This is a genomic window from Lacipirellulaceae bacterium (assembly GCA_040218535.1).
Classification (GTDB): domain Bacteria; phylum Planctomycetota; class Planctomycetia; order Pirellulales; family Lacipirellulaceae; genus Adhaeretor.
On record JAVJRG010000005.1, the window covers coordinates 169,658 to 194,815 of the forward strand.

Annotated in this window: 21 protein-coding genes; 10 read left to right on the plus strand and 11 right to left on the minus strand. The window is 56.7% G+C overall.

The window, feature by feature from the left end:
* Positions 1-65 precede the first annotated feature (65 nt).
* The 3 genes from RIB44_00870 (at position 66) to RIB44_00880 (ending at position 2,887) form a co-directional block, all read left to right on the plus strand.
* On the plus strand, positions 66-710 hold the full coding sequence (locus RIB44_00870) for an ATP-dependent Clp protease proteolytic subunit (GenBank protein ID MEQ8615125.1): 645 nt from the start codon (positions 66-68) through the stop codon (positions 708-710).
* Positions 711-774: 64 nt separating this feature from the next.
* The gene (locus RIB44_00875; protein MEQ8615126.1) at positions 775-1,362 is read left to right on the plus strand and encodes an ATP-dependent Clp protease proteolytic subunit; all 588 of its coding nucleotides are present in this window, start codon (positions 775-777) and stop codon (positions 1,360-1,362) included.
* Between the two features lie 160 nt (positions 1,363-1,522).
* Positions 1,523-2,887, plus strand: a complete 1,365-nt coding sequence (locus RIB44_00880; GenBank protein MEQ8615127.1) for a hypothetical protein — start codon at positions 1,523-1,525, stop codon at positions 2,885-2,887.
* 399 nt (positions 2,888-3,286) lie between these two features.
* Here the strand turns inward: RIB44_00880 and RIB44_00885 are convergent, their stop codons facing one another.
* Together RIB44_00885 and RIB44_00890 are read right to left on the minus strand one after the other, a co-directional pair.
* Positions 3,287-4,882 (minus strand): adenylate/guanylate cyclase domain-containing protein, encoded by a 1,596-nt coding sequence (locus RIB44_00885; protein ID MEQ8615128.1) that lies wholly within the window; start codon positions 4,880-4,882, stop codon positions 3,287-3,289.
* Between the two features lie 12 nt (positions 4,883-4,894).
* Complete coding sequence (locus RIB44_00890) at positions 4,895-5,596, minus strand: haloacid dehalogenase-like hydrolase (protein ID MEQ8615129.1); 702 nt, start codon at positions 5,594-5,596, stop codon at positions 4,895-4,897.
* A 107-nt stretch (positions 5,597-5,703) separates the two neighbouring features.
* Between RIB44_00890 and RIB44_00895 the strand changes: the two genes are divergently transcribed.
* Positions 5,704-5,961, plus strand: coding sequence for a hypothetical protein (locus RIB44_00895; GenBank protein MEQ8615130.1), 258 nt, complete (start codon positions 5,704-5,706; stop codon positions 5,959-5,961).
* A 20-nt stretch (positions 5,962-5,981) separates the two neighbouring features.
* Here the strand turns inward: RIB44_00895 and RIB44_00900 are convergent, their stop codons facing one another.
* From RIB44_00900 to RIB44_00910, 3 genes are read right to left on the minus strand one after another with little or no spacing between them, the layout of a single operon-like run.
* Positions 5,982-6,479, minus strand: a complete 498-nt coding sequence (locus tag RIB44_00900; GenBank protein MEQ8615131.1) for a peptide chain release factor-like protein — start codon at positions 6,477-6,479, stop codon at positions 5,982-5,984.
* Positions 6,480-6,512: 33 nt separating this feature from the next.
* Positions 6,513-7,199, minus strand: a complete 687-nt coding sequence (gene bshB1 / locus RIB44_00905; GenBank protein ID MEQ8615132.1) for a bacillithiol biosynthesis deacetylase BshB1 — start codon at positions 7,197-7,199, stop codon at positions 6,513-6,515.
* Between the two features lie 37 nt (positions 7,200-7,236).
* A complete protein-coding gene (locus tag RIB44_00910; protein MEQ8615133.1) occupies positions 7,237-7,716 on the minus strand; it encodes a DUF1569 domain-containing protein in 480 nt (159 codons plus the stop codon).
* A 118-nt stretch (positions 7,717-7,834) separates the two neighbouring features.
* Between RIB44_00910 and RIB44_00915 the strand changes: the two genes are divergently transcribed.
* From RIB44_00915 to mutY, 6 genes are all read left to right on the plus strand, one after another.
* Complete coding sequence (locus RIB44_00915) at positions 7,835-9,361, plus strand: carboxypeptidase M32 (GenBank protein ID MEQ8615134.1); 1,527 nt, start codon at positions 7,835-7,837, stop codon at positions 9,359-9,361.
* Between the two features lie 237 nt (positions 9,362-9,598).
* Positions 9,599-11,509 carry a hypothetical protein gene (locus RIB44_00920; GenBank protein MEQ8615135.1) on the plus strand — a complete coding sequence of 637 codons (1,911 nt, stop codon included), beginning with the start codon at positions 9,599-9,601 and terminating at the stop codon, positions 11,507-11,509.
* Positions 11,510-11,697: 188 nt separating this feature from the next.
* Positions 11,698-12,918 (plus strand): Re/Si-specific NAD(P)(+) transhydrogenase subunit alpha, encoded by a 1,221-nt coding sequence (locus RIB44_00925; GenBank protein MEQ8615136.1) that lies wholly within the window; start codon positions 11,698-11,700, stop codon positions 12,916-12,918.
* A gap of 145 nt (positions 12,919-13,063) precedes the next feature.
* Positions 13,064-13,330, plus strand: a complete 267-nt coding sequence (locus tag RIB44_00930) for an NAD(P) transhydrogenase subunit alpha (GenBank protein MEQ8615137.1) — start codon at positions 13,064-13,066, stop codon at positions 13,328-13,330.
* A gap of 43 nt (positions 13,331-13,373) precedes the next feature.
* The gene (locus RIB44_00935; GenBank protein ID MEQ8615138.1) at positions 13,374-14,843 is read left to right on the plus strand and encodes an NAD(P)(+) transhydrogenase (Re/Si-specific) subunit beta; all 1,470 of its coding nucleotides are present in this window, start codon (positions 13,374-13,376) and stop codon (positions 14,841-14,843) included.
* Between the two features lie 77 nt (positions 14,844-14,920).
* On the plus strand, positions 14,921-16,006 hold the full coding sequence (mutY, locus tag RIB44_00940; GenBank protein ID MEQ8615139.1) for an A/G-specific adenine glycosylase: 1,086 nt from the start codon (positions 14,921-14,923) through the stop codon (positions 16,004-16,006).
* A 48-nt stretch (positions 16,007-16,054) separates the two neighbouring features.
* Here the strand turns inward: mutY and RIB44_00945 are convergent, their stop codons facing one another.
* From RIB44_00945 to RIB44_00970, 6 genes are all read right to left on the minus strand, one after another.
* Entirely contained in the window at positions 16,055-17,587 is a 1,533-nt protein-coding gene (locus RIB44_00945) for a dicarboxylate/amino acid:cation symporter (protein ID MEQ8615140.1), read from the minus strand.
* Between the two features lie 239 nt (positions 17,588-17,826).
* Entirely contained in the window at positions 17,827-19,569 is a 1,743-nt protein-coding gene (locus RIB44_00950; GenBank protein ID MEQ8615141.1) for a tetratricopeptide repeat protein, read from the minus strand.
* 99 nt (positions 19,570-19,668) lie between these two features.
* On the minus strand, positions 19,669-20,940 hold the full coding sequence (locus tag RIB44_00955) for a hypothetical protein (protein MEQ8615142.1): 1,272 nt from the start codon (positions 20,938-20,940) through the stop codon (positions 19,669-19,671).
* 82 nt (positions 20,941-21,022) lie between these two features.
* Positions 21,023-21,559, minus strand: a complete 537-nt coding sequence (locus RIB44_00960) for a hypothetical protein (protein ID MEQ8615143.1) — start codon at positions 21,557-21,559, stop codon at positions 21,023-21,025.
* Positions 21,556-24,411 carry a protein kinase gene (locus RIB44_00965; GenBank protein ID MEQ8615144.1) on the minus strand — a complete coding sequence of 952 codons (2,856 nt, stop codon included), beginning with the start codon at positions 24,409-24,411 and terminating at the stop codon, positions 21,556-21,558. Before RIB44_00965 ends, RIB44_00960 begins: the two co-directional genes overlap by 4 nt.
* A gap of 12 nt (positions 24,412-24,423) precedes the next feature.
* A complete protein-coding gene (locus tag RIB44_00970) occupies positions 24,424-25,035 on the minus strand; it encodes a sigma-70 family RNA polymerase sigma factor (GenBank protein MEQ8615145.1) in 612 nt (203 codons plus the stop codon).
* Between the last annotated feature and the right edge of the window lie 123 nt (positions 25,036-25,158).

A 25,158-nucleotide genomic window follows, 5' to 3' on the forward strand; every position in this document is an offset into this window, starting at 1 on the left:
GTCAGTCGACCAAGTGGGAAAGTCTACTTGGGCGAAGGAAACGGATACTGAAAAGGACATTCTCGATGAACCAACTCGACCCGCTCGCGGTATTGGCCCAGCGCGACCCACAGCTTGCAGCCGCGGCTAGTGCCTATCAGCGGCAGCGTCAAATGACGCTCGGCGATTTGCTGCTCGAAAACCGCGTGATCTTTCTCCAGGGAGAGATTTACGATGGCAACGCCAATGAACTGGTGATGAAGCTGCTCTACCTGCAGAGCGAGAATCGCCGGAAGGATATTCACTTCTACATCAACTCGCCGGGTGGCAGCGTCACAGCAACGCTGGCCATCTACGATACGATGCAGATGATCTCACCGCCGGTTTCGACCTACTGTGTGGGCTTGGCAGCGAGTGGTGGCTCTGTGCTACTTGCCGGTGGAGAAAAAGGCAAACGCTATGCCTTGAAGCACTCCAAGGTGATGATTCACCAACCTCACGGTGGCGTTGGCGGACAGGTTTCCGACATCGAGATTCAAGCCAACGAGATTATCAAGACGCGTCAAACACTGAACGAGATCCTCGCCGGTCACACGGGAAAAACCGCCGACGAGATTCAAGCCGCCTGTGATCGCGATCATTATCTGACGGCCCAAGAGGCGGTCGACTTTGGTCTTGTTGACGACATCCTCATCAAGCCGCCCGGTAGTGACGACGAAGACGAAGATTAATCTTTAGCTGCCGAGTTTGCTCGGCGCTTCAACTCACATAGAGATTCAACGGATTGCCACGGTTATGAACCTGATTCCCTACGTTATTGAAAAGTCCGGCCGCGAAGAGCGGGCGATGGACATTTACAGCCGGCTCTTGAAGGATCGTATCATCCTGATGGGTTCGGGCGTGAACGATGACATCGCTAACAGCATGGTCGCCCAGATGTTGTTCCTGCAGTCGGACGACCCGAAAGCAGACATTCACCTCTATATCAATTCGCCCGGCGGCAGCGTCACTGCGGGCATGGCGATTTACGACACGATGCAGTTTGTGACCTGCGATGTGGCGACCTATTGCCTCGGACAGGCGGCTTCGATGGGGGCCGTGTTGCTAGCAGCAGGGGCACCGGGGAAGCGTCACGCGTTGCCGAACTCGCGGATCATGATCCACCAACCTTCGGCCGGCATGCAGGGCACCGCTGAGGACATCATGATCCACGCGACCGAGTACAAGAAGACCAAGGATAAGCTCAACCGCATCCTGATTGAGCATACCGGCCAATCGATGGAACAGATCGAGAAGGACACCGATCGCGACCACTTCATGTCCGCTGAGGAAGCGCTCGAGTACCGCATCATCGACAAGGTCGTCGAACACATGGAAGGCTGACCTCCGTTTGCGGCTAAGCCGACAAGCGGCTGCTAGCAGTTTGATACACCCACGAAGCCCCGGATCGCAATTGACGCGATCCGGGGCTTTTTCTATTTCTCCCGATGCTTAAACGCCCAGAGTTTGCGCTCGGGGTACCCAGTGCGTGAGAAATAGCATGATGAAACAGCCAGAAGCTCTTTGCTTAATGTTCCTCGTAGCCTTGGTGGCGAGCGTCACCGGCGGTTGCCGTAGCGTGGATAACGCCCAGGTTGATGTTCTCGAACGCGAGAATCGTCAGCTGAACGACTACATCTGGGAATTGGAAGATTACCTCTTGGAGTACTCAGACAAACTACGCGATTGCCGTTGCTCACAGCCTGCTCCGTTCCACAGTTCCGTTGAGCATGGGACCGTTAGTTCTGGCGAAACCATCATCAGCGAAGGTGCCGTGACGCCAGCGCCAACTTCTTCGAAATCGAAGAAGCCGCCAATGGCTGAGCCGGAACTGGCCGACGACACGCCTATCGATATTGATGAGGAGGAAGTGCCGACGCCGGCTGACTCCGTTGAGGAAGAGATTCCCACGCCAGCCCCTTCAACGCCGGAGCCCGAATCGATTATTCCAGAAGAACTCGATATTCCTGAGTTGGAAATTGAACCCACAAGTGCGACAGAGCCTCGTAGGAATCGAGGCTTAGTCATTCCCGACCCGGCGAACTTTGCGGAAGCTGAACCGCCGAGGCCGAATAACACGGTAGAAGCTGAAGGTAAATACGTTGTTACCCAGGAAGAAGCTCCCGAAAGATTTGATGCTGAGCAGTTGAAAGTACGACGCTTGTTGCGAGGCTCTGAGGAGCCAGGAAGCGGACTGCTCGTGGTGGTCGAAGCGCTTACCGAGATGAACGAACCGGTCGATGCGGTCGGCGATCTGTCCGCGATGGTTCTTACGGCCGGTGGAAAGCAAAAGCGTGTCGAACGCTGGGATTTCACGCCCGACGAAGCGGCTGCCGCTTGGCAATCGACGGCGATGGGCGACGGCTTGCATCTGGAGCTGCCGATCACGCGCGGTCAGCTTCCTCAGCAGCCCTTAGAGCTATGGATTCGACTCGTCACAGATGATGGGCGAAAGCTCCTTACGAAGATGCCCTTCGTCGAAAATACCTTGGCGACGCTGGCCGAGGTTGAGCAGGAATTGATGCTCGTTGACGATCGCGATGCCCAGGATGAGTTTGCTGAGCAGGATAACCAGCTTTTTGAAGTGGCCCAGCTCAAGCGAACTTCTGATGCGAGTGTTCAACAGGCAATTGCCGTTGAGCCCGCGAAAGCTGAAGACAAGGACAGCTCTCAATGGCGGAACTCCACGGCTGCCAGCATGCCAGCAAGACCTGCTAACTATGCTTCGACCAAGGATCGGAGAGTCGCGCGTTGGTCGCCAGGCAAGCCGGCGAAGGAACGGCCTTCGACGGTTGTGAATCCCTTGCGCGAGGCAAAGCCGGAGAAGAAGCCTGCTACTAATTCGACGCGCTGGGCTCCGTTTCAGTAGTGCGTTTTCGCCTAGGGTGCCGGTACGTTGATTCCTAGAGCTATACGTTTGCCCTCCAAGTACCTTGGGTCGACGCTTGTGAAATAACGACCAGGCTCATATTTTTCGATACGATCTTTGATGATTTCTAGCAAGAGTCGACGACTCGATATTTCAAGGTCGGCGACTGCGATAGTAGGAATGCGTTCGTGATGCTGGAAATATGGGTAGTATCCTAAGTCGAAAAAGTCCCAAAAAGCATCCTCACATTCCGTGATACAGCTAGGTAAGCACAAAGAGTCAAACTTTTCACGGTTTTTGAGAACATAGTCTTCCCACTCTTTCGTACGAATGTATTCTAGTTTTCCCTTACGTCGAAATGACATAGTGGATTCCATATGGGCTTCATGCTCAGTGTATTCAAATTTGCTTACTGTTCTTATCTAAAGCATACACGCAAATTGCTTCGCCTTTGCCTTTGACATTTTGCGGCGGAAGTTCTTCTAAGGGCAAGTCTTCTGGCAATTCCTTGCGAGTTGCAGCGGTCACCAGCAGCGGTCTGCCGACTTGTTTGGTGAGTGATTCCACCCGAGCGGCGACGTTCACCGTGTCGCCGATCGCGGTGTACTCCTGGCGGGCGGGGGAACCGATACTCCCCACGACGGCCGTGCCGGTGTTGATGCCGACTCCGATGGCCAAGCCGGGCCAACCCGCGGCGGCCAGCTCGTCGCAGGCCGATTCGACGCAATCAATCAACGCGCACCCGGCTTGGAAGGCTTGGTTAGCGCCACTGGCGTCTTCCTCATCGGGGTTGCCGATCCCGAACAGCGCCATGAACCCGTCCCCGAGGAACTTGTTGACCATGCCACCGTGCGACTCGACCGTTTCCACGGCTATCGTGAAGAAGAGGTTCAACGCCTCGACGACTTCCTCAGGCGAATGGCGTGACGAGTGGTCCGTAAAGTTGCGGACGTCGACGAACATCACCGAGATCACTTGCTCCGTGCCGGTGAGGCCATCCCCTTGGGCGAGGATCTGCTCCGCAGCGGCTTGGCCCACGTGACGACCGAAGGTCTGCTGGATGCGTTCCCGCTCGCGCAAGCCTGCGACCATGTCATTAAAACTGGCGATCACCGTGCCGAACTCATCAGCACGGCGAAGGTGGATGCGAGTGTCGAGATCGCCGCCGGTTATACGTCGGGCAGCTTTTTCGAGTTGCTGAAGCGGCCTGTTCATCAGGTCCTTCATCATCCACGCGGTTGCCATTCCGAAGATGATCGAGACGACTCCCACGGCGACCGGGTAGAGCGGCGCTTCGCTGGTTGCCTGCGGGATCACTTGCAGCAAGATGAGGATGATGATCGGGCTGACGACCGCCGAAAGGGCCCACATCCAGCCGCGTGTGGTCATTGACATCGGAGCGGCACCCGGCACATCCGCTGGATTCTCCCGGCGAAAGAACACGGGGTACAGCGTTCGCATGCTGACCATTTCCACGGCAAAAAAACTTTGCGTCACCGCAATCATTCCCGCGGTCAGAAACGAGATGACTAAGTGCCACACCACGGTTCGCGTGAGCGGTTCCTCCAGACTGGCCAGCGCCAGCGGAAAGATGGGAATGCATATGAGCCAACTCATCGCCGCGACGGTAAGAATCCACCAGGGCAAATTCACGACCGTCCGTTGGGCTTGAACCAGTTGCTCGTGATCGGTTGGCTTCCCCGTGATCAGCTTTTTGTGTATCGAGCGCAACCAGAAAATCGGCGCTGCCCAACTTGCGACGGCCAACGGATAGACGATCAGGTTAAAGACTTTCCAACAGCCATCGAAGCGTTCGATCTGCGCGGCTGAGAGCTCGGGACGAATCTGCTGCGTGTTGTACCAGATGTTGAACGCGCTACCGATCAGGTTGGCGATCACGGGCGAGATCGCCACCAGCAGTAGTCCGTGGCGCTGGAAGAAGCTCCATTTACGGAGATTCTTTGGTGCTTCCGTATTGTCGGGCTCGTTTGACAAGAGTTCTTGTAATTACGCTGTGGCGCGATACTCATTGAGGGCTGCGGTGATTGCTTGCAATAGCGGTTCGGCTTCGGTGAGATCGTTTAGCAACACATGAGGCTCAGCGGCTTGGAGTTCCTCTGCCGTGGTGTGGCCTGTCGGTAGTGCAACGGTAAAGGCATCGACGGATTTGCCGCAGGTGATGTCGTGCACGGTGTCGCCGATGACCATGGTGCCACAAAGAGGTTGTTCGCCAATGTGCCGTTTAGCCTCAACGACGGCTGCGGCGGCGATGTCGTCGCGGTTGGTGGCTGTGTCGCCGTAGCCTCCGAAGGCAAAGCGGTCCCAGAGTTCGTAGTGTATGAGTTTCGCGCGGGCTCCTGCTTGCATGTTGCCGGTGAGCAAGCCGATCACCACGTCGGGAATCTCTGCCAGGCGATCGAGCAGTTCGCGAACACCCGGAAGCACGCGCCCGTCGAGTTCGTGGAGTGTCGTCGGTAGGCGGCTCAAATAGCCGGCTTTGAACTTCTGCCAGTTCTCTTCGGAGGGATCGATTCCCGCATGTTGCATCAGGTCGAGCGTGATCGCCCGATCGCTCCGGCCTGCGAAAGGAACTTCGCGTGACATCTCCTCAACGCCGAAATCTTCAGCAAAAGTTTTGTTGAAAGCCCCTTGCCCGGAGCCTCCGGTAAGGATGAGCGTTCCATCAATGTCGAATAAGACAGCGTACATGCTGGGGTTCTCGTTCCGGAGCGAAGTTGAATCAATGAACTAATAGTGTACCCCGAAGGGGTTTCATCCTACAGCCCAGGGTTCGATCATCACGAGCGACAGCGAGTGTGATCGTACCCTGGGTTGAGAGAGATCGGCATCAATCGACCGAGGAGCAAGTTCTGTTTGCCGGATTGACGGTACCGAGGTCGAAATCGGCATGGATGGCTTCGGGCTGTTGCGACCTCGTTTACGTGCCGCCTGTAGTCAAGCCGCATTGCTCGGTCGCGCTGTCGGTGGCGTTAGTCTACCCAGGGTACGCCCACACTCGCTGGGGCTCGCTGCCCGCCAACCCTGGGCTGTGGGGTGTAACGCCTTCGGCGTAGCTCGATATTCGAAACAAAAACTAACTTAACGTTTTCAACCCCAACGCTTCGCGTTGCTGATTCACCAACCTGAATGCCGGTGGATGTTGCTTGCAAAGCTTGATGAGCTGCGAGCTCGAAACCCCGAGCCTATCGGCAGCGTCTGAAGGCTGCCACGCGAACTCGACCAACTGATCGAGTGCCTCAGCCAGCAAAGCGGGGTAATCATTGTGCTGATCATTGACGGAAACTTTTCCGGCTCGGCAACGGCTTTGCCAGAGCGTTGATGGAGATTCGTTTGCCGTGTGCCGGACCTCCACCGCCAGTTTCAAACGCAGCCGGAAGATTGCCATCGCGCGATTCTGCTCTTGGCTACGCCGCTCAGAAGCTTCCCCGCGAATGCCTGTTGGAGTATGGGTGATGACGATGGCCGTCTCGACCTTATTGCGATGCTGACCGCCAGGGCCCGAGCCACGAGTGCGTTGTGTGGTGCAGTCGGCAAGCAACGCTTCGAGGGAAAGCTGTGAAGGATGCGACATCGTAGCTCGCGGACTAGACAATCATATGAACTTCTAAACAAGTTCGCTCATCGATTGTAAGCCAATCGGCTCGCGGCTCGTGAAGGGCTCGCCGTAGTCGACACCGATCGACTTTCCCCAGTAGGCCGCTTCGTCGCGTAGTCGATCAAGGAATGAGGGATTCGTGGGACGGCCCGTGATGAACTGGCTCTCGTAAGCAGCAATCGCGGCGAGCTTCTGCTCCCAAACGTCGCTGATATCGAGGATGAAGGCGGGCTGCGGGTTCATCTTAAGATGGACACAATAATAGTTGTAGATGCGCTCCGGATGAAAGGGTTCGCCCGGCATGTCAGTCTTGCTGAGCTTTGCCCAGAAGCGGGCATCATCCACGAGCTGCGTCGCGGCAACGTGATCGGGGTGGGCATCGACCCAGTAGGGGGCGAATAACCAGCGCGGCCGTTGCTCACGGATGACGCTGGCGAGCTTCTCACGAGCTTCCAAGGTCGCTTGTAAGCTGCGATTCGGGAGTCCTAGATTTTCGCGCCAGTCGAGCCCGAGGATCCCAGTCGCTTTGGCGGTTTCTGCCGCACGAAGTTCCAAAGAGCCATGCGGTGTCGGCTCGCCGGTGGTAAGGTCAAGGACACCGACGCGTTTTCCCTCGGCTTTGAACTTCAGAATGGCACCCCCCATGCCAAGTTCGGCATCGTCGGGGTGTGGGGCGATGACAAGTAGATCGAGCATGGTTGGCTATTTGCAGTCGGCTATCAGCTGATAGCCCTTAAAGATTGATAAAGCTCATGTGTAGGCCCGCATGGCGGCGGTGGAGCAAGTCGTACTCGTCATAAGTCATTTTGCCAAAGAATGGATGATGTGCCACCTCGGACGAAGACTGGAAACGACGAATCGAGGTGCGTAAGTGATCGAGTGCTGCCGAGGTTTCAGTTTCCGATGGGCCGATAACGGCTGCAGCTTCTTTGGAAAGCTGAAACCCAGCGGGCATCGGCTTGCCGAGAAACATTTTTCTCATCAATGGTCCGGCGATTCGAAAGAAGAACGGAGCCTTGAAGCCGAAACCGTCGAGCGAGCAATCGATCGTTTTCGCCAAGTGATCAAAGATCATCGCCAGCGACCAGTTGCCTTGGGTTGAGGCATTTTGAGCAGCGGCTTGTTCTGCCTCGGCGAGGACTTCGTCGAGGGAAGCGTAGTCAAGTTCACGCCGTTTGACTTCCTTCGTGTTAACTGGGGTCGCCGTGAACATGGGGGCCTCTTGAGCCAGTGGAAATAGAAACGGGGGAGCCGTTGCCACTGCTGGCAATTTCGCTTAGCTTCACTTCAAAGTCAACGCATAACGTGAAGATACTTACAGAGAGAAATCCATGAGTGCCAACGCTCAGAAATTACAGAAAACTTACGCCAAGCTCTGCGAACACGTTCAGCAGACGGCAATGCTCTCAGGTGTCGAGGAGCTGTTGCAGTGGGACGAATGCACGAAGATGCCTCCCGCGGCTGGTCCCTATCGGGCGGAGCAAGTCGCACTGGTGGCGGGAATGTTGCACGGGCGGCGGACGGATCCTCAGTTGGGCGAGTGGCTGGCTGAGCTTGTCGATAGCCCTTTGGCGGCTGATCCGCACAGTGATTTTGGCACCAACATTCGCCAGATTGCTAAAGACTACGAAAAGAAAACCAAGCTGCCACAGAAGTTGGTCGAGGAGCTCTCCCGGACTAGCGTACTTAGTCAACAGACATGGGCGGAAGCTCGCAAAGAGAATGACTTTGACGCGTTCGCGCCGATGTTGGAGAAGACCTTTGACCTGAAGCGGCAAGAAGCGGCAGCACTTGGTTTCGAGGAGACGCCCTACGATCCGTTGCTTGATGACTACGAACCGGGCGAGTCGACGGCGAATGTCGCGAAGGTGCTGGGTGACCTGAGGGAAGCGATCGTCCCGCTAGTCCAGGAAATCGTCGGCAGCGACCATCAGCCGGATCGAAAAGTTCTCGAGCAGGACTTCGACATTTCGCAGCAAGAGAAGCTCGGTCGACATGTCGCTGAGAAAATCGGCTACGACTTCAACGCGGGCCGATTGGATACGACCGTTCATCCGTTTTGCTGCACGCCGGGGGCTGGCGATGTGCGGATTTGCACCCGTTATAGCATCGACAACTTTGAGAACGCGCTGTTCAGCACGATTCATGAAGTCGGGCACGCACTTTATGAGCAGGGACTCGTCAGCGAGCAACACGGTTTGCCGACGGGCTCGTCGGTTTCGCTTGGAATTCACGAATCGCAGTCGCGGATGTGGGAGAACCAAGTGGCGTTCAGCCGTGGTTTCTGGCAGCACTTTTTTCCTGTGACCCAGCAGCATTTTTCAGAGGTCCTCAAGGGAAGTAACGTCGAAGAGTTCTATGCCGCACTGAACGTGGTGCGACCTTCGTTGATTCGCGTTGATGCTGATGAGGTGACTTACAACCTTCACATCTTTGTGCGGTTCGAGTTGGAGCAGGCTTTGCTGGAAGAGAAGCTGACAATCAAGGACTTGCCAGAGGCTTGGAACGCCAAGTACGAAGAGTATCTGGGCATCAAGCCGCCGAACAATGCTGAAGGCGTCATGCAAGATGTGCATTGGAGTGCGGGGCTCGTGGGATACTTCCCGACTTACTCTTTGGGCAATCTTTACGCCGGGCAGTTTTTTGCGAAAGCTGAGGAGGATCTCGGCGACTTGCAAACAGCTTTCGCCAAGGGGGAGTTTACCGAGCTGCTCGATTGGTTGAGGAAGCACATCCACAGAGCAGGGCAACGGTATTCGCCGTCGCAGCTTGTGGAGCACGTGACAGGAAAGCCGTTGTCGCACGAGCCGTTGCTGGCTCAGCTTCGCAAGAAGTATGGGGAGCTGTATCAGTTGTAACCTTGTGCGAGAATCCCCAGTCCGCAAAGTCTAGCAAGGTGATCTTGCTAGCAGTGCAGGATTTGTGGGAGATTGCCACGGCTAAGCCGACAAGCGGCTGCTGGATTGGTAGACTGAGGGCTCATTTGTAGGGCCAATACTGAACTTTGGAGTCGCGTTGCGATGTCGTCGATTGCTGCCTGTCCCCGCTGTACTTCTACTTTGCAGATCCCCTTCGGTGCTTTTGCCGAGAGCACAGTGCGTTGCCCCGTTTGTGGAGCGGAGTTTGCTGTGAGCGAAGCGCCCGTGCAGGCGCTGCCTGAGGCGGAGGTGATTCTTTCTGGCCCTGAGGATGAGCGGAAGATGACGGTTAATGTTGAGCCAGACGGTGCGGCGAAACCGGCAAGCGTCGCGGACGGAGCAATTGGCCATTCAGAAGAGTCGTTAGACCAGTGGGAGCAACTTCGTGCCGAGTTGAGTCCACAGGCCGGCAAGAGTATTGAAGAGAAGGAGAGTGATGAAGCGACGAAGCAGGCGGGCGAAACGCTCGCAAAGCTAACCGAGAAGATGAAGAAGCCGACGCTGAGCAGCCTGATCGAGAAGTCGGAGGCCGAAGAGGAAACCGAGGAGCAGTTCGTTCAGCATGACTGGGAACAAATCCCTGACGCGACCGATTCCGCTGCGAGAGAAGAACCACAGGCTGAATCTCCAAAGCGTTCTCTCGAAGAGATGCTCGCCGAGTTTCGCAAGCCTGTTGAAGAGCAGACTATTGAGCCAGAGCATGTCGAGCCCAAGACTGTCGAGCCAGCGGGAGCTGAGACTGCCGGGATAGCTGATGCATCCGATACCGAGCAAGAAGAAGCGGGTACGGTTGAGCCAGCCTCGCTATTCCAGAGCCGTTTGAGTCTTCCTAGCGAGGCAGACAAAGTTGCAGAGACTCCAGCGGTTTCAGAGGCGGAAGCCTACAAAGCGGTTGAGTTCGATCACTCGCTAGAGCACACAGTGCGTAGTCTGGAGCAGACAACAAGTAGTCGCGACACAGAGGAGCCTGCCAGTTCTTCTTATGAATCTCGGGATGCAATCGTCACAGAGAAAGCGACCGATTCGATCAGTCGCCATTCCTATAAAACATACCAGGACGAACCGCTCGATCTGAGGATTGATTCAGCCGAAAGGCAACGCAGCTTGAAGCCTTTGGCGAAGGTTGCTGCTGGTGGCCTGCTTGGCTGCTTAGGTTTGGCCTACAGCTTGCTTTGGATCGCCGGACCGAGAGCCGACCTTTTGCAGATGGGACGCTGGGCTCCTCAGGCTATGCTGCCCGCTTCGATGCGTAGTCAGACCGAGATGGTCGCCGCGCGTGAAAAATCAGTACCCGAAGAGCCTGCCGATCAACCAGGTACGCAGTCTGCCGATAAATACCTTGCAGGGGCGTCTCCTTTGCAGCAGGACCGTGACGACAGGCCTACTGAACTTCCCGTTGACAGCGAAGTAGCCCCTGCGAGTGCCGTTACTCCAGCCGCAGGGCAAGACGATGATGCGCAAGCCTCTGAATTGCTCAAAGCGGGGCAACTTAGCGCCCTGTTGGTGAGCCCACGTGCTGTTTCTACCGCTGCGCTTGCTGAAGCCGTGGCGGAAGCACGCGCGGCGCTACCCGACTTGCTGACTGGGAATCTCTCCGACGCCAATTCGATTGCACGTAAAGGTGGTGCCTATAAGTCGTTCGCCAAGTTGGCGGAATGCGTTGCGCTAGCAGGGGCGTCAGGCTCAGGCGGGCAAGTTGGGGATGATTCGGACTTCGTGATCGAACTGGCCGAAGGGAAGCAATTGCTCCGACGTGCGATCAGTGACAAGTACGAACGTGATGAAGTCTCGCAAATCGCCGCCCGCTGGACAGAATACACCAAACGTCCCAGCTCGGGGATTGCCTTTGTGGGCACCATCATCGACGTGCGAGCCGTTGGTGCGCTGACGGAGTATTTGGTCGAGATCCGTTGGCAGGACGAGCAACTCGCCGTTCCTGTACTGATGCCGCGGCTCCGCTTTACCACGGGTGATCAGATCGGCGTCGTCGGTGTCGTCGCGGCGAATCCTCGCGAGTCGCTCCGTGGCTACGAAGGGGACGCGCCGCAGACGATTGTGGCCGACGATTCGTTTCTGCTAGAGGAATGAGTGCTCTGACTTGCTTAATTCCCTAGCCCGCGAGCTACGTCTCGCGCGGGGCGTAACGGCTAAGCTGCAAGCAGCCATGCGAGCCAATTCTAGTATGACAGTGCTCGGGCCAGGGGTGTTTGTGCGAGAGGATTTGTGGCACAATCTCACAGGTGGACACAGCCTGAGTTGCCCTCTGCGAGCCCCCTATGAAGATTGCCGTCCTCCGCGAAACCTTTCCTGGCGAACGCCGCGTTGCGTTGGTGCCCAGCGTCGTTGCTCAAGTGAAGAAGCTCGGTAATGACATGCAACCGGTGGAGGTTCTCGTCGAAGCCGGAGCCGGCGAGGCGGCTGGCTTTACTGATGAGATGTATCGAGAAAAAAGTGCGGAAGTCTGGGACGATCGCCGGTCGCTCATCGAAAAAGCCGATGTCTTGCTGCAAGTCCGGACTTTGGGCGCAAATCAAGAGGCGGGGCGTGACGATCTGGATTCGCTCCAGCGAAATCAAGTCATTATCGGCACGGCAGATCCCTTGGGTGCCCCGGAAGCCGTGAAGGAACTCGCCGAGAAGCACGTCAGCCTTTTCGCGTTGGAACTCATTCCACGCATCACGCGTGCCCAGAGCATGGATGTGCTCTCCTCCATGGCGACCATCGCCGGCTACAAAGCGGTGATCTTGGCGGCCAATCATTTGCCGAAGTTGTTTCCGATGCTGATGACTGCCGCGGGGACGCTCACCCCCGCGAAAGTGTTTGTCTTGGGTGCGGGCGTGGCGGGCTTGCAGGCGATCGCTTCGGCCAAGCGATTAGGAGCGGTCGTGCAAGCGTATGATGTACGACCGGTCGTGAAGGAGCAGATCGAGTCGCTGGGGGCGAAGTTTGTCGAGCTTGACCTCAATACGGGCGATACCGAAGACAAGGGTGGCTATGCTAAGCAGTTGACCGAAGAACAGCTCGTTGAACAACGCAAGCAACTGGCCGACATTGCCGCTGAGAGTGACGTCGTGATCACAACAGCAGCCATCCCTGGACGGCCCTCACCGCTGTTGATCACTGCCGACGCGGTTGAGCGGATGGCACCGGGGTCGGTGATCGTCGATTTGGCGGCTGAACGTGGCGGCAACTGTGAACTGACCGAGGCGGATCAGACGGTCACGAAGCACGACGTCACCCTCTGCGGCCCGACGAACCTACCCAGCGAAGCACCTCAACACGCGAGCCAGATGTTCGCCAAGAACGTGGCGACTCTGCTCGGACTGTTGATCAAGGAGGGAGAAGTCGACATCGATCTGAGTGACGAGGTGATCCGCGACACCCTCGCCACGAAGGATGGCACTGTGCAGAACGATCGGCTACGGGAAATGTTGGGGATGGAACCGCTAACGAAACCAGCCACGGAGCCGCCAGCGGAGCATTTGGCGGAGAAGTGATTAGCTTATGTGTCATTCCGACCGAGCGACAGCGACCGAGGAATCTGGTTTGTGCTCTTGTTAACTTAACACTTACTTCAAGGCAGATTCCTCGGTCGGCGAGCCTCCCGTCGGAATGACAAGTACTGAAAACGCGAATCCCCCCATGACCATAATCACCGCCCTTACGATCTTCGTCCTCGCCATCTTTATCGGCTTTGAGATCATCACGAAGGTCCCGCCGACCTTGCACACGCCCTTGATGAGCGGTTCGAACGCCATCAGCGGCATTACGCTCGTCGGGGCGATCCTCGCAGGCGGGAGTACGTTGGGATCGTTACTCGGGTTCCTGGCGATTGTGTTCGCCACGCTGAACGTCGTAGGCGGTTTTCTAGTCACGCATCGCATGTTGGAAATGTTCAAGAAGAAATAATACCGCTTGCGTCATAGCCGCACCAATACGAAGAAAGCCAACCGTGCTTGAAAACCTACTCCTACTCGCCGAGACCACGACCGTTACCTTGAAGAACGGTGATCTGACCGTGACTGAAGGTGTTGATGCTGCAGTAACGGAGAACTTCGCGCAGATCGGATATCTCGTTGCCGCGGTGTTGTTCATCCTCGGCATCAAAGGCATGACGCACCCGCGGACCGCGGTCCGTGGGAATTTGCTCGGCGCCGTCGGAATGTTTGTTGCCGTGCTGGTGACGGTTGTGCAGCAAGGGGTTTCGCTACCGACGGTACTTGCCGGCATCGCTGTTGGTGGTGCGGGGGGGATGTGGCTTGCCAAGAAGGTCGAGATGACGCAGATGCCGCAGTTGGTGGCGTTGTTCAATGCGTTCGGCGGGATCGCCTCGGTGTTCGTCGCTGGGGCGGAAGTCTTGAAAGGTCCGGCTGCCGATGTCGACGGAACGGTTGCTGGGCTGGCGGCCGGACTGGCGGGACTGATTGGGGCGGTCACGTTCAGCGGCTCGCTGGTTGCCGCGGGGAAGCTTCAGGAGCTGCCCCAGTTCAAAAAGCCTTGGACCTTCGGTGGGCTGCAAGCGGTTTGTGGCTTGCTACTGCTGGTGGGTTTGTTTTTTGTCCTGGAAATGGTCGACAACACCGGTTGGGAATATTTCCCGCTCGTGATTCTGGCTTTGGTACTCGGGGCTTTGCTTACGTTACCCATCGGCGGTGCCGACATGCCGGTGGTAATTGCGCTGTTGAACAGTTACTCCGGCCTGGCCGCGGCTGCTGCCGGTTTTGTGATCTCGAACAACGTGTTGATCATCGCTGGCTCGCTAGTGGGGGCATCGGGGCTGATTCTTACCAGCATTATGTGCAAGGCGATGAATCGCTCGCTGACAAACGTGTTGTTCGCAAAGTTCGAACCGGCAGCCGACGGCCCGTCCGCCGACAGCGTGTACGAAGGCAAGATCAAGAGTACGTCACCCGAAGAGCTTGCCATGCTGCTTGATGGTGTGCAGCGGGTGGTGATTGTCCCCGGGTACGGCTTGGCCGTGGCACAAGCTCAGCACACGGTGCGTGATTTGGCGAACTTACTGGAAGCCGAGGGCGTCACGGTCGAGTACGCCATCCACCCGGTGGCAGGTCGGATGCCGGGGCACATGAACGTGCTGCTCGCTGAGGCGGACGTGCCGTACGAGCAGCTCAAGGAAATGGATGAGATCAACCCAACCTTCGCTCAGTGCGACGTGGCAATCGTCATCGGCGCCAACGACGTCGTGAACCCCGTCGCCAACACCGACCCCACCAGCCCGATCGCCGGGATGCCGATTCTTGATGTGATCGAGGCCCGAACCGTGGTGGTCATCAAACGGAGCTTGAGCCCTGGTTTCGCTGGCATACCCAATCCGCTCTTTGCTGCTGATAACTGCCTGATGTTGTTCGGCGACGGCAAGAAGGCACTTAATGAGTTGGTAGCGGCACTCAAGGAAGGGTGAGTTCTCGCAAAGGCGCTAAGGCGCGAAGTGAGTTTTTAGTCTTTGTGCTTTGGCGCCTTTGCAAGAGTTCCTTTGTCGTGACCAAGTTAGATTCCAAGTGGAAACAGACTTTTCGTCGAAAGCTGCTCGCTTGGTACGCAAAGCATGAGCGAGATCTTCCTTGGCGGAAGTCGAGCGATCCTTATCGCGTGTGGGTCAGTGAGGTGATGCTGCAGCAGACCCAGGTGGAGACCGTCAAAGCCTATTTCCAACGCTTCATGACGGCTTTCCCCACGGTTCACCGCTTAGCCGCTGCGGAGGAACAAGAAGTCTTAAAGCTGTGGGAGGGGCTCGGCTATTATCGTCGCGCTCGGGGATTACACGCGGCGGCGAAGGTTGTTGTTGAAGAATATAAAGGGGCGTTTCCTGAGGATGTCCCCACTCTGATGAAGCTACCGGGCATCGGACGCTACACCGCAGGGGCAATTGTTTCAATTGCGCATGACAAGCCGGCACCGATCCTCGAAGCGAACACGATTCGATTATTCGCGCGGCTGATTGCTTACCGAGATGACCCGACCAAGTCTGCCGGGCAGCGCCGGCTGTGGTCGACCGCTGAGGAAGTTCTTCCGCGAAAGAATGTCGCTCGTTTCAATCAGGCATTGATGGAGTTGGGCTCGCTGGTCTGCAAACCGGCTTCTCCGTTGTGCGAGGAGTGTCCGGTCAATACGCTATGCGAAACCAATCGTCTGGGACTTCAAGAGAAGATTTCTGGTGCGAAGAAGAAGCTGAAATTCGCGGAAGTACGCGAAGCAGCAGTTGTCGTGCGAAAGAACAGCAAGTTTCTTCTAAGGCAGTGTGCCGAAGGGGAACGCTGGGCCGGTTTGTGGGACTTTCCCCGGTTTGAAGTGGAAAGCGAGGGGCCGCTTTTTGTTCAGAACGAGTTAGCAAGAAAGGTGAGTCAGCAAACCGGCATCACGATTGGAAACGCTCAACTGCTGAAGACCCTCAAACATGGCGTGACGCGATTTCGGATTACGCTGGATTGCTTCGAGGCGGATTGCAACGGTGGCAGGGTGCGCTCCACAAAAGAAAAGCCCGTGCGCTGGGTGAGTGCCAGCGAGCTTGCTGAGTTGCCCCTCAGTGTGACGGGGCGGAAGATTGCGAAGATGCTAGGCAACTAATCTCTTGCGGCTTAGCCGTTGCTGTAAGGCCTAAGCCACAAGTGGTAGTTATATGTTCAACTCACCCTCGACCGGGACTTTTGGCGTCTCTTCTCCCTCCGCTTCAAACCGTGCGATCACCGCACAGCCGCAGGAGTCGCTCCAGACGTTCACGGCCGTGCGGCCCATGTCGAGGACACGGTCGACAGCGATGATGAGGGCTTGATCTTCAGTCGGCAGGCCGACGGCTTGCAGGATAATGGCCATCATCACCAGCCCCGCGTGCGGGATTCCTGCGGCACCGATGCTCGCCAAGAGTGCCGTGAAGGCGACGATCATTTGGTCGGCAAGGCCCAAATCGAGTCCGTTAAACTGGGCGATGAACAGCACGGCAACCACTTCGTAGAGTGCCGTGCCGTCCATGTTGACGGTTGCCCCAAGCGGCAGCACGAATGAGCCGACGCGGTTGCTGACTTTCGCGCGTTCTTCTACGCAAGTCAGCGTTAGCGGCAAGGTGCCGTTGCTGCTGGCGGAGCTGAATGCCGTGAGCAGCGCGGGACTCATCGCTTGGGCGTAGGCCCAGGGGCTACGTTGAGCAATGAACCGCACGATCAGTGGTAGCGTGATCAGGGCGTGGACGCCAAGCGCCATCGCGACCGCCAACATGTACCAGCCGAGCGTGCCGAAGATGCCGATCCCTTGCGTTGCAGTGACGGCAAGCATGAGGAAGAACACGCCGATGGGCGCGAGGGCAATGATGATCGTCGTGAGCTTCATCATCACCGCAAAAACGGCTTCGACCAGTTCGCGAATCCGCTCGGCTGCGGTCCCGCCGACGAGGATCGTGCAAACGCCGAAGAAGATCGTAAAGGCGATGATCGAAAGAAAGTCCCCATTTGCGGCTGAGGCGAACGGGTTGGTGGGGATCATGTTGAGAAGTTGCTCGTAAAGGACTTCTCCTAAGGGTTGGGCTTCGTGCGCCTCAGCTACCACAGGTTCTGCTTCAGGTTTCTCAGCTCCGCCAACTCCTGGCCGGATGAGGTTCACCATGAGCAGGCCGGTCATGATCGCCAGCAAACTGGTTGAAACGTAATATAACAGCGTCCGACCAAACATTTTCCCGAGCCGTTCGGCTTGGCCGAGTCCCGTGACTCCTGAGAGTAACGAGGCGATGATCAAAGGCACGGAGACCATCTTCAACATACGTAAGAAAAGGTCGCCGATCAGCTTGGCCGTATCGCCGCACCAGCGGGCGGTGCTGCGGCCATTTTGGTGAAAGGCTTTGAAAGCTGTTGGGTCCTGCTTCTTGAGCTCCGCCAGTGTCGGGAAGAACTTTGGCCGGGGGGCTGCGTCCACCAGCGGCGGATTCGGCCAATCGAGCTTCTCTTCTGTTTTCTCGCCGACAACGATCCGCCGAGGCGACTTGCCATCATCAATCGCCAGCAAGATGCGGTCCGGTGAATCCGCGGACCAAATCTTCGCATTCTTGAGTTCAACCGGTTTCTCAAGTTCGTAAGAACTGGCCCCTGCGTTGAGTACGACACCGATGATGGTGCCAAGAATCATGGCGATAAGAATCTGCCAGTGGAGAGCTAAGCGCATAAGGGCTAGTCGTTTTGAGAGGAGAGTCTTGGTAGTTGGCCATCCCGACGAGTCGGGACACGGATGACACGGATTTGGGCTGACGAAGAGAGGGGAATCCTAACCCGAAGCGTAAGCGAGGGGGAATGCGTGTTGGCGATTTCTCTCGCTTACGCTTCGGGTTAGGATCTCGAATGCGATCTGCTCACTACCTGATTCCTGAACGATCCGTGTCATCCGTGATATCCGTGGCCAAAAACTTATTCAGCCACTGCGGCATCGGTCGATTCCACAGGCTCAGTTTCAATCGTTTTCGCGGCCTCTTCGAGTTGTTCCTTCAACTGCTCAACCGTCTGTCGTTCGCGCATCGGTTGGTTTTGCTTGTACTTTTCGAGTTCTTTCTTCAGTTCCTCAAGTTGCTCGGGCTTGCCGACTTCGATCGCTTTGTTCGACCACTCCTTGGCTTTTTCGAAGTCGCCTGTTTCCGCGTACGCGGCAGCGAGGGTGCTGAGGATGTGCCCGGCTTTGTACTCTTCGATTTCACATGCTTTGGTGGCAAGTTCGATGGCGAGCTTGCCGTTGCGGACCTCCTCGTCAGGGGAAGTCGCGAGCAGCCAGGCGTAATTGTTTAAGAGGAACGAATCATCCTGCCTTAGCTCATAGGCCTTTTGGAAGTCGACAACGGCCGAAGCGTGGTCGCCGAGGTTGAGGTGTGCGTCGCCGCGACTGCGGAGCGCCAGATAGTTTTCAGGGAAAGCCTGGAGCACTTCCGTGTAGGCTTCGATGGCCTGCTTGGGCTTCGCGCTGAGGTAGAAGTAGTTGGCAAGCTGCATTTTCAGTTCGGGCTGATTCGGCGAGGCGGCGATGGCTTGCTGGATGATGTCGATGGCTTCGTCAACCTGACGGTTGTTTGCGAGGATCTCCGCCTTGAGTCGGAAAGCTGTCGTTTGGTTGGGGCTTTTCTCGAGTACCGCATCAACGTCGGCCATCGCTTCGTCAGATTTGCCTTGCGAGAAATAGATTTCCGCACGTTGGATCAGCGTGAATAGCGAATTCGGCTGCAACTCGATGACCTTCGAGTATTGTCGGAGTGCTTCGTCAAGGTCGTTCATCTGACGGTAGATTTCGCCGCGATTTTGATAGACCAAAGCCAAGTCGGACTTCTGTTCGTCGATCGCGTCAAAAACGGCCAGCGCCTCCTCATTCTTGTCGAGCCGCCGCAGGACTTCTCCTTGGAAGATCTGGAGTGGAATGTTTTCCTTGTGTTCCTCAAGGAGTTGCTCAACTGCGTCGAGTGATTCTTGATAGCGTTTCTGCGTGCGCAGAAATGTTGCTCGCGCGACGCCGAAATTGAGATTATCGGGGTCGAGCTTCACCGCGGCATCGAAGTCTGCCATCGCTTTGCCGGGATCGCGTTGCAAGCTGCCGCGAAGAGCCAGCGCCTCGGCCTTCATCGAATCGGTAATCACTTCCGGTTCTTCCGGCAGATTGCCGCCTTCGGAACTGTCGACTTGTTCGGTGGTCGGTTCGTCGATCTCAGCGCTCTTGAGAAACTTATCAAGGAGACGTCGCGCTTCTGCCGGATCGCCGCCAGGGTTGGCCAACAACTTGCCCAACATCAGGCGAGCTTCTTTGGGAGGATCGTCGTACGCCAGCACGGTCCGCAGGTCGGAGATAGCCATGCGAGCCAACTGTCTGCTTTGCTGCGGATTGACTCTGCCGGAGCCGAGTAATTTCACCAGGACGGTGGCTCGTTCGTACTGAGCACTAGAGAGCATCGTCTCAGCGAATTCGGTATTCTCCATGTCGAGCCCTTTATCGAGGGCCGACTGCAAGAGCTCGATCACGCCGTTAAGGTCACGCATCCCCTCGCCGGTGATGCGAGTGCGTAGGGCCTCGTCAAAGTCGTGTTGCCCGGGGCCTTCAGCAAAGCAGGGGATGGGGAAAAGGAGAAGCGAAACGAACGCGACGGCAAGCGAAGCGAGTATTGAACGGCGAATCATTTCTGAGCTCACAAGGGAAAACGATGCTAGCAGACCTTCCGTGAAGTCCGCCAGCATTATTGCGTTTTCAGTGAGCTATGACCACAGGAAGCGGTCTGGCTAGTTGATCCAGAACGCGAACCAAGTAAAGCGACCGCCGAAGGTGCGTTGGATGTCTCGCCACATGGCCGGGTCGGTGATCTCGCCTTCTTCAAGGAACGGTTCTAGTCCGCTGCCTTGAGCCCACAGAACGAGATCGAATTCGGCGGGCTCAGTGAACATTTTCTTGACGTTCACGCCCCGCCGATTCTCCTTGCCAGCAGGCTCACGCCAGAAGGGGGCCAGTTTCTCGCCGTTGAGTAGCCGCTCGAACTCGTCGAGTGCTGTGTCCCAGCCCTTCACCATCTGGCCGGTGATTCGCATCCCAGGGATGACGCAGTTCTCTTGATTCGGCCCGGGAAGCCATTCGCGATCGTCGTCGGTCTCGGCTTGAATGGCTTTCCAGTTTTGCCGACTGAGTGCGATGACTTCGAGTAAATGTTTTCTCGCGCTTGCCATGCGATCGGGCTCGGCCACAGGTAGCTTCAGCAGGTGGATGAACGCGATTGCGTCGGCAATGTTATTGGGTGTGAATCCGGCACTCGTGCCGGGGCGTTCGTAGCGGTAACGCATCTTTGCGTTCGGGAAGAAAAGGTGAGCGCAGCTATCGTGTAACTCTTGCGTATCGTACGCCAAATGAGCGTCGCACAGGGCTTGCAGCACATGGCAGTAGCCGCGCAGCCAAATTGCATCGGCTGTGTCGAAAGCGATCGTAAACTGTTCCGCCTGTTGTTGAGTGATGCCCTGGTTGCGTCGTCCCCGCGTAAAAACGCGATTGAAGATGATCCACAGGGCTTCCTTCTCGTCAGCCACGCCATCAGAGTTGAAGTCCATCCGAAACATGCCGACCGAGAGCGGCACTTTCACGTTCGCGTCGGTGGGGATCTTCGCGAGTGTTGCCTCCGCCTCGGCAAGGTCCGCGGAGAAGTCCGCGATCATCTGGCGGAAAGCCTCGTTGGTGAGCGGCACTGGATTGTCATTCTTGGGAACTGGCAAGCGCACGAAGGGCAGCATCGTTTGCCAAGAGGGGTTTAGCCCGTGCTTGTGGAGCGACTGCATGAGGTCTTCAACGGCGTCGAGTGTCTGGACCGCACCCAAGGCAAAGCGAGCATTGGCGTCTTCGCCATGTGTTTCAGAATTATCGGCCAATTGAGCTTCGAGCTGCTTTTCCGCGTCGGCGAGCTTGCCCTGCACGAGCATGGCCTCAACCACGGGAGAAAGAGGTTGCTGGGCGTGGGAAGTCAATGCGAGCAATACCGTGAGAAGCACGAAGAGAAGGATTGAGCGTAGCATAAGAATTTTCCTTGTTGATTTGGTAAGCGTTATTTTTTGGCCACGGATTGCACGGATGACACGGATTTTGGATTGTTGCGTTCTAACCTGGCGGTCGCTTGATGATTTCTGTGAGTTGGGGGAACCATTTCTTGAAGAACTCAAAGGCTTCGGGGTCGATATGAGCTCCGCTGACGACGTACTTGCCAAAAGCTCCACCCCCGAAGGCGTAGTAACCGACTGTACCGCCACCGACCGCGATCAGTCCAACGGCTCCACCACCAACGGCAATCGTCCCTAAGGCGAAGCCCCCGAATGCGAGTAGCAGTCCGATAGCGCAGCCGCCGATTGCGATTCCGCCAAATGCAACACCACCGAGCGCAATCAACCCGCGGGCGATTCCGCCGAAGGCCGCGACGCCGGTGGCGATATCGCCAACAGCAAAAATGCCCCGTGCATGCCCACGCATTTCTCCGCTTGCCGGATCGGGACCGAGAGCGATGTCGTAGAGGGGAAGCCCGAACAGCGTTGCTTCTGATCGTCGGCGGACGCCGGCTTTTCCGAATGAAGCGTTGAGGCCTTCGACTTGCGATTCGAGTTCGGCGATCCGGTCCACGAGTTGGCTAGTTTCGTCTTTCATCGTTTGGCCTCCGCTGATGGACTTCCCGGCATCGGTGCGACGATCACCTCCACATCATTCAGAAAGATGGTGCCCGCCCCTTCAGTGACAACATTAAGCTTCAGCAGATCAGCCTGCTCGCCCTTTTTCAGGAAGAACGGTGTTTCGTAAGTTGCCCAGTCGTTGGTGCCGCTTACTGCGTGGTGGAAGCCTTTGGAGAACGCTTCAGGATTCGGGGGGACGCGGACCCACATCTCCAGGTAGGCTTTGCCTTCGAGATCCTTGGTCTTCATTTTCGCGCGGAACGTGACGACGCAGTTCTCAACGTTTTCAGGTTTGTTGATTTCGAAAAGCCGTAAAGTGGTTGGCTCAGTAGGATTAAATTGCCACTCGCTGGCGACATAGCCACCGCCATCCCTTTCTTTCACTACCCGCTTGTGTTCGCTGATCGGTGCGTCAACGATGGGGCTGAATCTCCGAAGTACCCCTGGCTCTTGTCGCTTCAGAGCTTGCTCGCGTTTTTTGATTTCAACCGCTTGCTTGAGCTGTGAAGCTAGGCGTAGTCCAATTGCATGCGACATTTTGGCAGTACAAATTGGGTTCTTTCGTTGCTTCGCTTGCGGATAAACCTTCAACTCGAGAGGAAATCGATCAGACTTGTCACTCGACTTCCCGAATGAAAACCAAGCGTCCTCTGGCAGTTGAATTCTTCCGATTTCATCTCGTGGTAATTGTTCAACATCCATCGTGGCCGATAGGCGGTGAGGCATGGCTTGCAGCATTCTTTTTTCTGAGACGCTCGCAACGACCCCCTGAAATCCACGTGCCTGCTCAAGAGACAGCTTCATGATCATTGGCCAAAAGTTTTTGCTATCGTCCACAAGAGCGATAGTAATTCTCGGATCGACAACGGGGCCCTGTGGAGTGTTGCCACGATATTCTGACCGCACCTGCCAACGAAGTTTGTCGCCAAGATCGATTGTTTGATTCCCATCGAGTTTGTACGCCTTCGTATAGAGCGTACAATCGAGACTCCACTCGCTGCGTTTGGGATCGGCAGTCAAGTCGAGAACGGAGACTTCAGCAGCCTTCACCTGGCGGTTCGTTGCTTTCTTTCGATCCAGCACGATCCGCACCAGTTCCTGCTCACCGCGCTGGATGGTCACCTGATCTTTGTCGAGCTTCAAATCGTCGCCAGCGTTCTTCAGCATGATTTCCCAGTTGCCTTCGTCGAGTCGAGCCTCCCACCCTTCCTCGGGATTAAGAACCTTGATTTGATCGCCCTGGCGGACCTCGACTTGCACTTGATCGCGGGCCTCGGGAGGGACTTCGACCGTGAGTTGGCCCTCGGGGGTTTGGAGCTTTAGCAGCACAACTGCAGCGACTAGGAAGCCAAAGAAGGCGGCACCGACGAGCCACTTACGGCCGAACCCCGATGGCGGCGAAGACTCAAGCGATGGGGGGACTTTGTCTGTGACGCTTGCGTCTTCGCCGTGTAAGGTCGTTAACAGATCCTGCACTTTTGTGGCGGAAGCCAAGGGTTCAAGCAACATTGCAACCTCTGCTGCCGTTTGAGGCCTGCGATCAGGGTCTTTCTCTAGCATCTTCTCGATGAGCTTCACCAGCTTGGTTGGCAAATCCTGACGGTGTGTCGTTACTGGAGGAACCGGGCGTTCTGTCAGTCCTGTGATTTTCTTGGCGAGCGTGTTGAACTCGCTCCCGGAGTAGGGAGCGTGTCCCGTGAGCAGTTTGTAGAGGGTCGCCCCTAGGCTAAACACATCGCTCCGCGCGTCGACTTTGGCTCCGGTGCATTGTTCAGGGGCCATGTAGTCGGGCGTGCCCATCACTTGATCCGTGCCCGTCAGGATCGGGTCGAGTGTTTGAAAGTTACTCCCCTCAAGGGAATGGCCATCAGAACCGTCAGGGTGCAACTCATCACCCGAGTCGCTCAATAAACGGGCGAGCCCTAAGTCGAGAACCTTCACCGTACCCGTCCGGTCGAGCATCAGGTTTGACGGTTTCACATCGCGATGCACCAGACCCTGGTCGTGGGCGTATTGCAAGCCGAGAGCTGCTTGGCGGACGAGCTCACAGGCGATGCCTACCGAGAGTTGGCCTTGTTGTTTGGACAATGCCGAAAGATCAATCCCGTCAATGAGCTCCATGGCCAAGAAGTGCTTGCCGTCGATCTCTCCCGCGTCGAACGCACGGACGATGTGGGGGTGATCGAGGTTACCGACCGCTTGCATTTCCCGTGCGAAGCGTGCGATGGCTTGGGGCTGACGCATGCGTTCACGCGGCAAGACTTTCAGTGCCACCTGTCGACCGAGCCGCTCGTGCTTCGCGCGATACACGGTTCCCATCCCCCCACTGCCGAGCTTTTCTAAGAGTCGATAGTCGCGAAGGGTTTGCGGGGTGATTGCGTCTTCGGGATCGTTCTGGCCTCGCTGGAAATCAAGCGTTTCTTCCCGTGGTTTTTCCTTGAGCGATTCCAGCACCGCTGCCAGATCGGCCTCGGACTCGTAGGATGAAGTTTCAAACTCCATCGCAAGTCCGCGAACAAGTGTGTCCTCGCTTGCGAGAGAGGTAAGCGTTTCCTGACAGTCGTCGCACTGGTCGAGATGCTCGGCGATTCCCTCCAGTTCCGCCTCATCGAGGCGTCCGAGAGCGTAATCGCTGAGTAGTTCGAGGGCGGGATGCGATTTTGATTGGTAGCGTGCGGCAGTCATCACGATGCATTCTCCTTGATTGGCGTCCTCAACGGCAAGTTTTGCCTTGCCAGGAGAAGAACGTAGGAGTCTGCCACCTTTTTTCAGAAAACTGTAGGGAACGCCCTCCGTGGCGTTCCGGTGCCCGAGTTTGCGGAACCCCACGGAGGGCGTTCCCTACAGGAGTCCATCAAGTTCCTCACGTAATCGCCTCAGAACCTTGCTTTTTGCCTTGTAGACCGCATTCACGGAGATGCCCAGCGACTCAGCGACGTCAGCCGGGACTTGTTGCTCAACGGTAGTTCTCAGAAAAGCCTGCCAAGTGTTGGGCTCAAACTCCGCCTGGACGTACTGCAGCGTCCGATGCAAGACGCTGCGTGATTCGACGCTGGCCGTGCTAAGACCATCGAGACTGGCGTCGGCGTCCCCATCGGGCAAAACATGGTCGGGCAGGTCTTGGACCCGCCTGTTGAACTCGGTCCCACCCCGCACTTGCGGCCGGTTGGCAACCCGACGGTAGTGGTCGCGGATGCGGTTGCGGGCGATCGTGGTCAGCCAACCGCGAAATGAGTCGCCCGGACGATCTCGGCGGAACTTCTCCAGGCCGGTTGCCACCGAGCGAAAAACCTCTTGGGTGACATCGGCGGCATCCGCTGAGTTTAATTCCGCCCGCCGACACCAGCCGTAGACGATGGGGCCGAAGAGCGTCGTTAGGCGCTCCCAAGCATCGGGCTGTTGCTGGCGAAGTCGAACCAGCAAGGTTGAGGAGATAGAATCAGCGGAGGGCATAGCGTATAGAGAAGGGATGGCGATCGAGAGTACACCGGCGAGCTGTTAGCTCGCGGCTCGCTGGAGAATTGCAGAGTAGCAAGCCAGCCGCAGGCTAACAGCCTGCCGGAGAGGACTCTCTGA

Excerpts from the sequence above, each read along its gene's own strand:
- RIB44_00870 (MEQ8615125.1), top strand. The coding sequence starts at position 66 with ATGAACCAACTCGACCCGCTCGCGGTATTGGCCCAGCGCGACCCACAG.
- RIB44_00875 (MEQ8615126.1), top strand. The coding sequence starts at position 775 with ATGAACCTGATTCCCTACGTTATTGAAAAGTCCGGCCGCGAAGAGCGG.
- RIB44_00880 (MEQ8615127.1), top strand. The coding sequence starts at position 1,523 with ATGAAACAGCCAGAAGCTCTTTGCTTAATGTTCCTCGTAGCCTTGGTG.
- RIB44_00890 (MEQ8615129.1), bottom strand. The coding sequence starts at position 5,596 with ATGTACGCTGTCTTATTCGACATTGATGGAACGCTCATCCTTACCGGA.
- RIB44_00900 (MEQ8615131.1), bottom strand. The coding sequence starts at position 6,479 with ATGTCGCATCCTTCACAGCTTTCCCTCGAAGCGTTGCTTGCCGACTGC.
- bshB1 (MEQ8615132.1), bottom strand. The coding sequence starts at position 7,199 with ATGCTCGATCTACTTGTCATCGCCCCACACCCCGACGATGCCGAACTT.
- RIB44_00910 (MEQ8615133.1), bottom strand. The coding sequence starts at position 7,716 with ATGTTCACGGCGACCCCAGTTAACACGAAGGAAGTCAAACGGCGTGAA.
- RIB44_00915 (MEQ8615134.1), top strand. The coding sequence starts at position 7,835 with ATGAGTGCCAACGCTCAGAAATTACAGAAAACTTACGCCAAGCTCTGC.
- RIB44_00925 (MEQ8615136.1), top strand. The coding sequence starts at position 11,698 with ATGAAGATTGCCGTCCTCCGCGAAACCTTTCCTGGCGAACGCCGCGTT.
- RIB44_00930 (MEQ8615137.1), top strand. The coding sequence starts at position 13,064 with ATGACCATAATCACCGCCCTTACGATCTTCGTCCTCGCCATCTTTATC.
- RIB44_00945 (MEQ8615140.1), bottom strand. The coding sequence starts at position 17,587 with ATGCGCTTAGCTCTCCACTGGCAGATTCTTATCGCCATGATTCTTGGC.
- RIB44_00950 (MEQ8615141.1), bottom strand. The coding sequence starts at position 19,569 with ATGATTCGCCGTTCAATACTCGCTTCGCTTGCCGTCGCGTTCGTTTCG.
- RIB44_00955 (MEQ8615142.1), bottom strand. The coding sequence starts at position 20,940 with ATGCTACGCTCAATCCTTCTCTTCGTGCTTCTCACGGTATTGCTCGCA.
- RIB44_00960 (MEQ8615143.1), bottom strand. The coding sequence starts at position 21,559 with ATGAAAGACGAAACTAGCCAACTCGTGGACCGGATCGCCGAACTCGAA.
- RIB44_00970 (MEQ8615145.1), bottom strand. The coding sequence starts at position 25,035 with ATGCCCTCCGCTGATTCTATCTCCTCAACCTTGCTGGTTCGACTTCGC.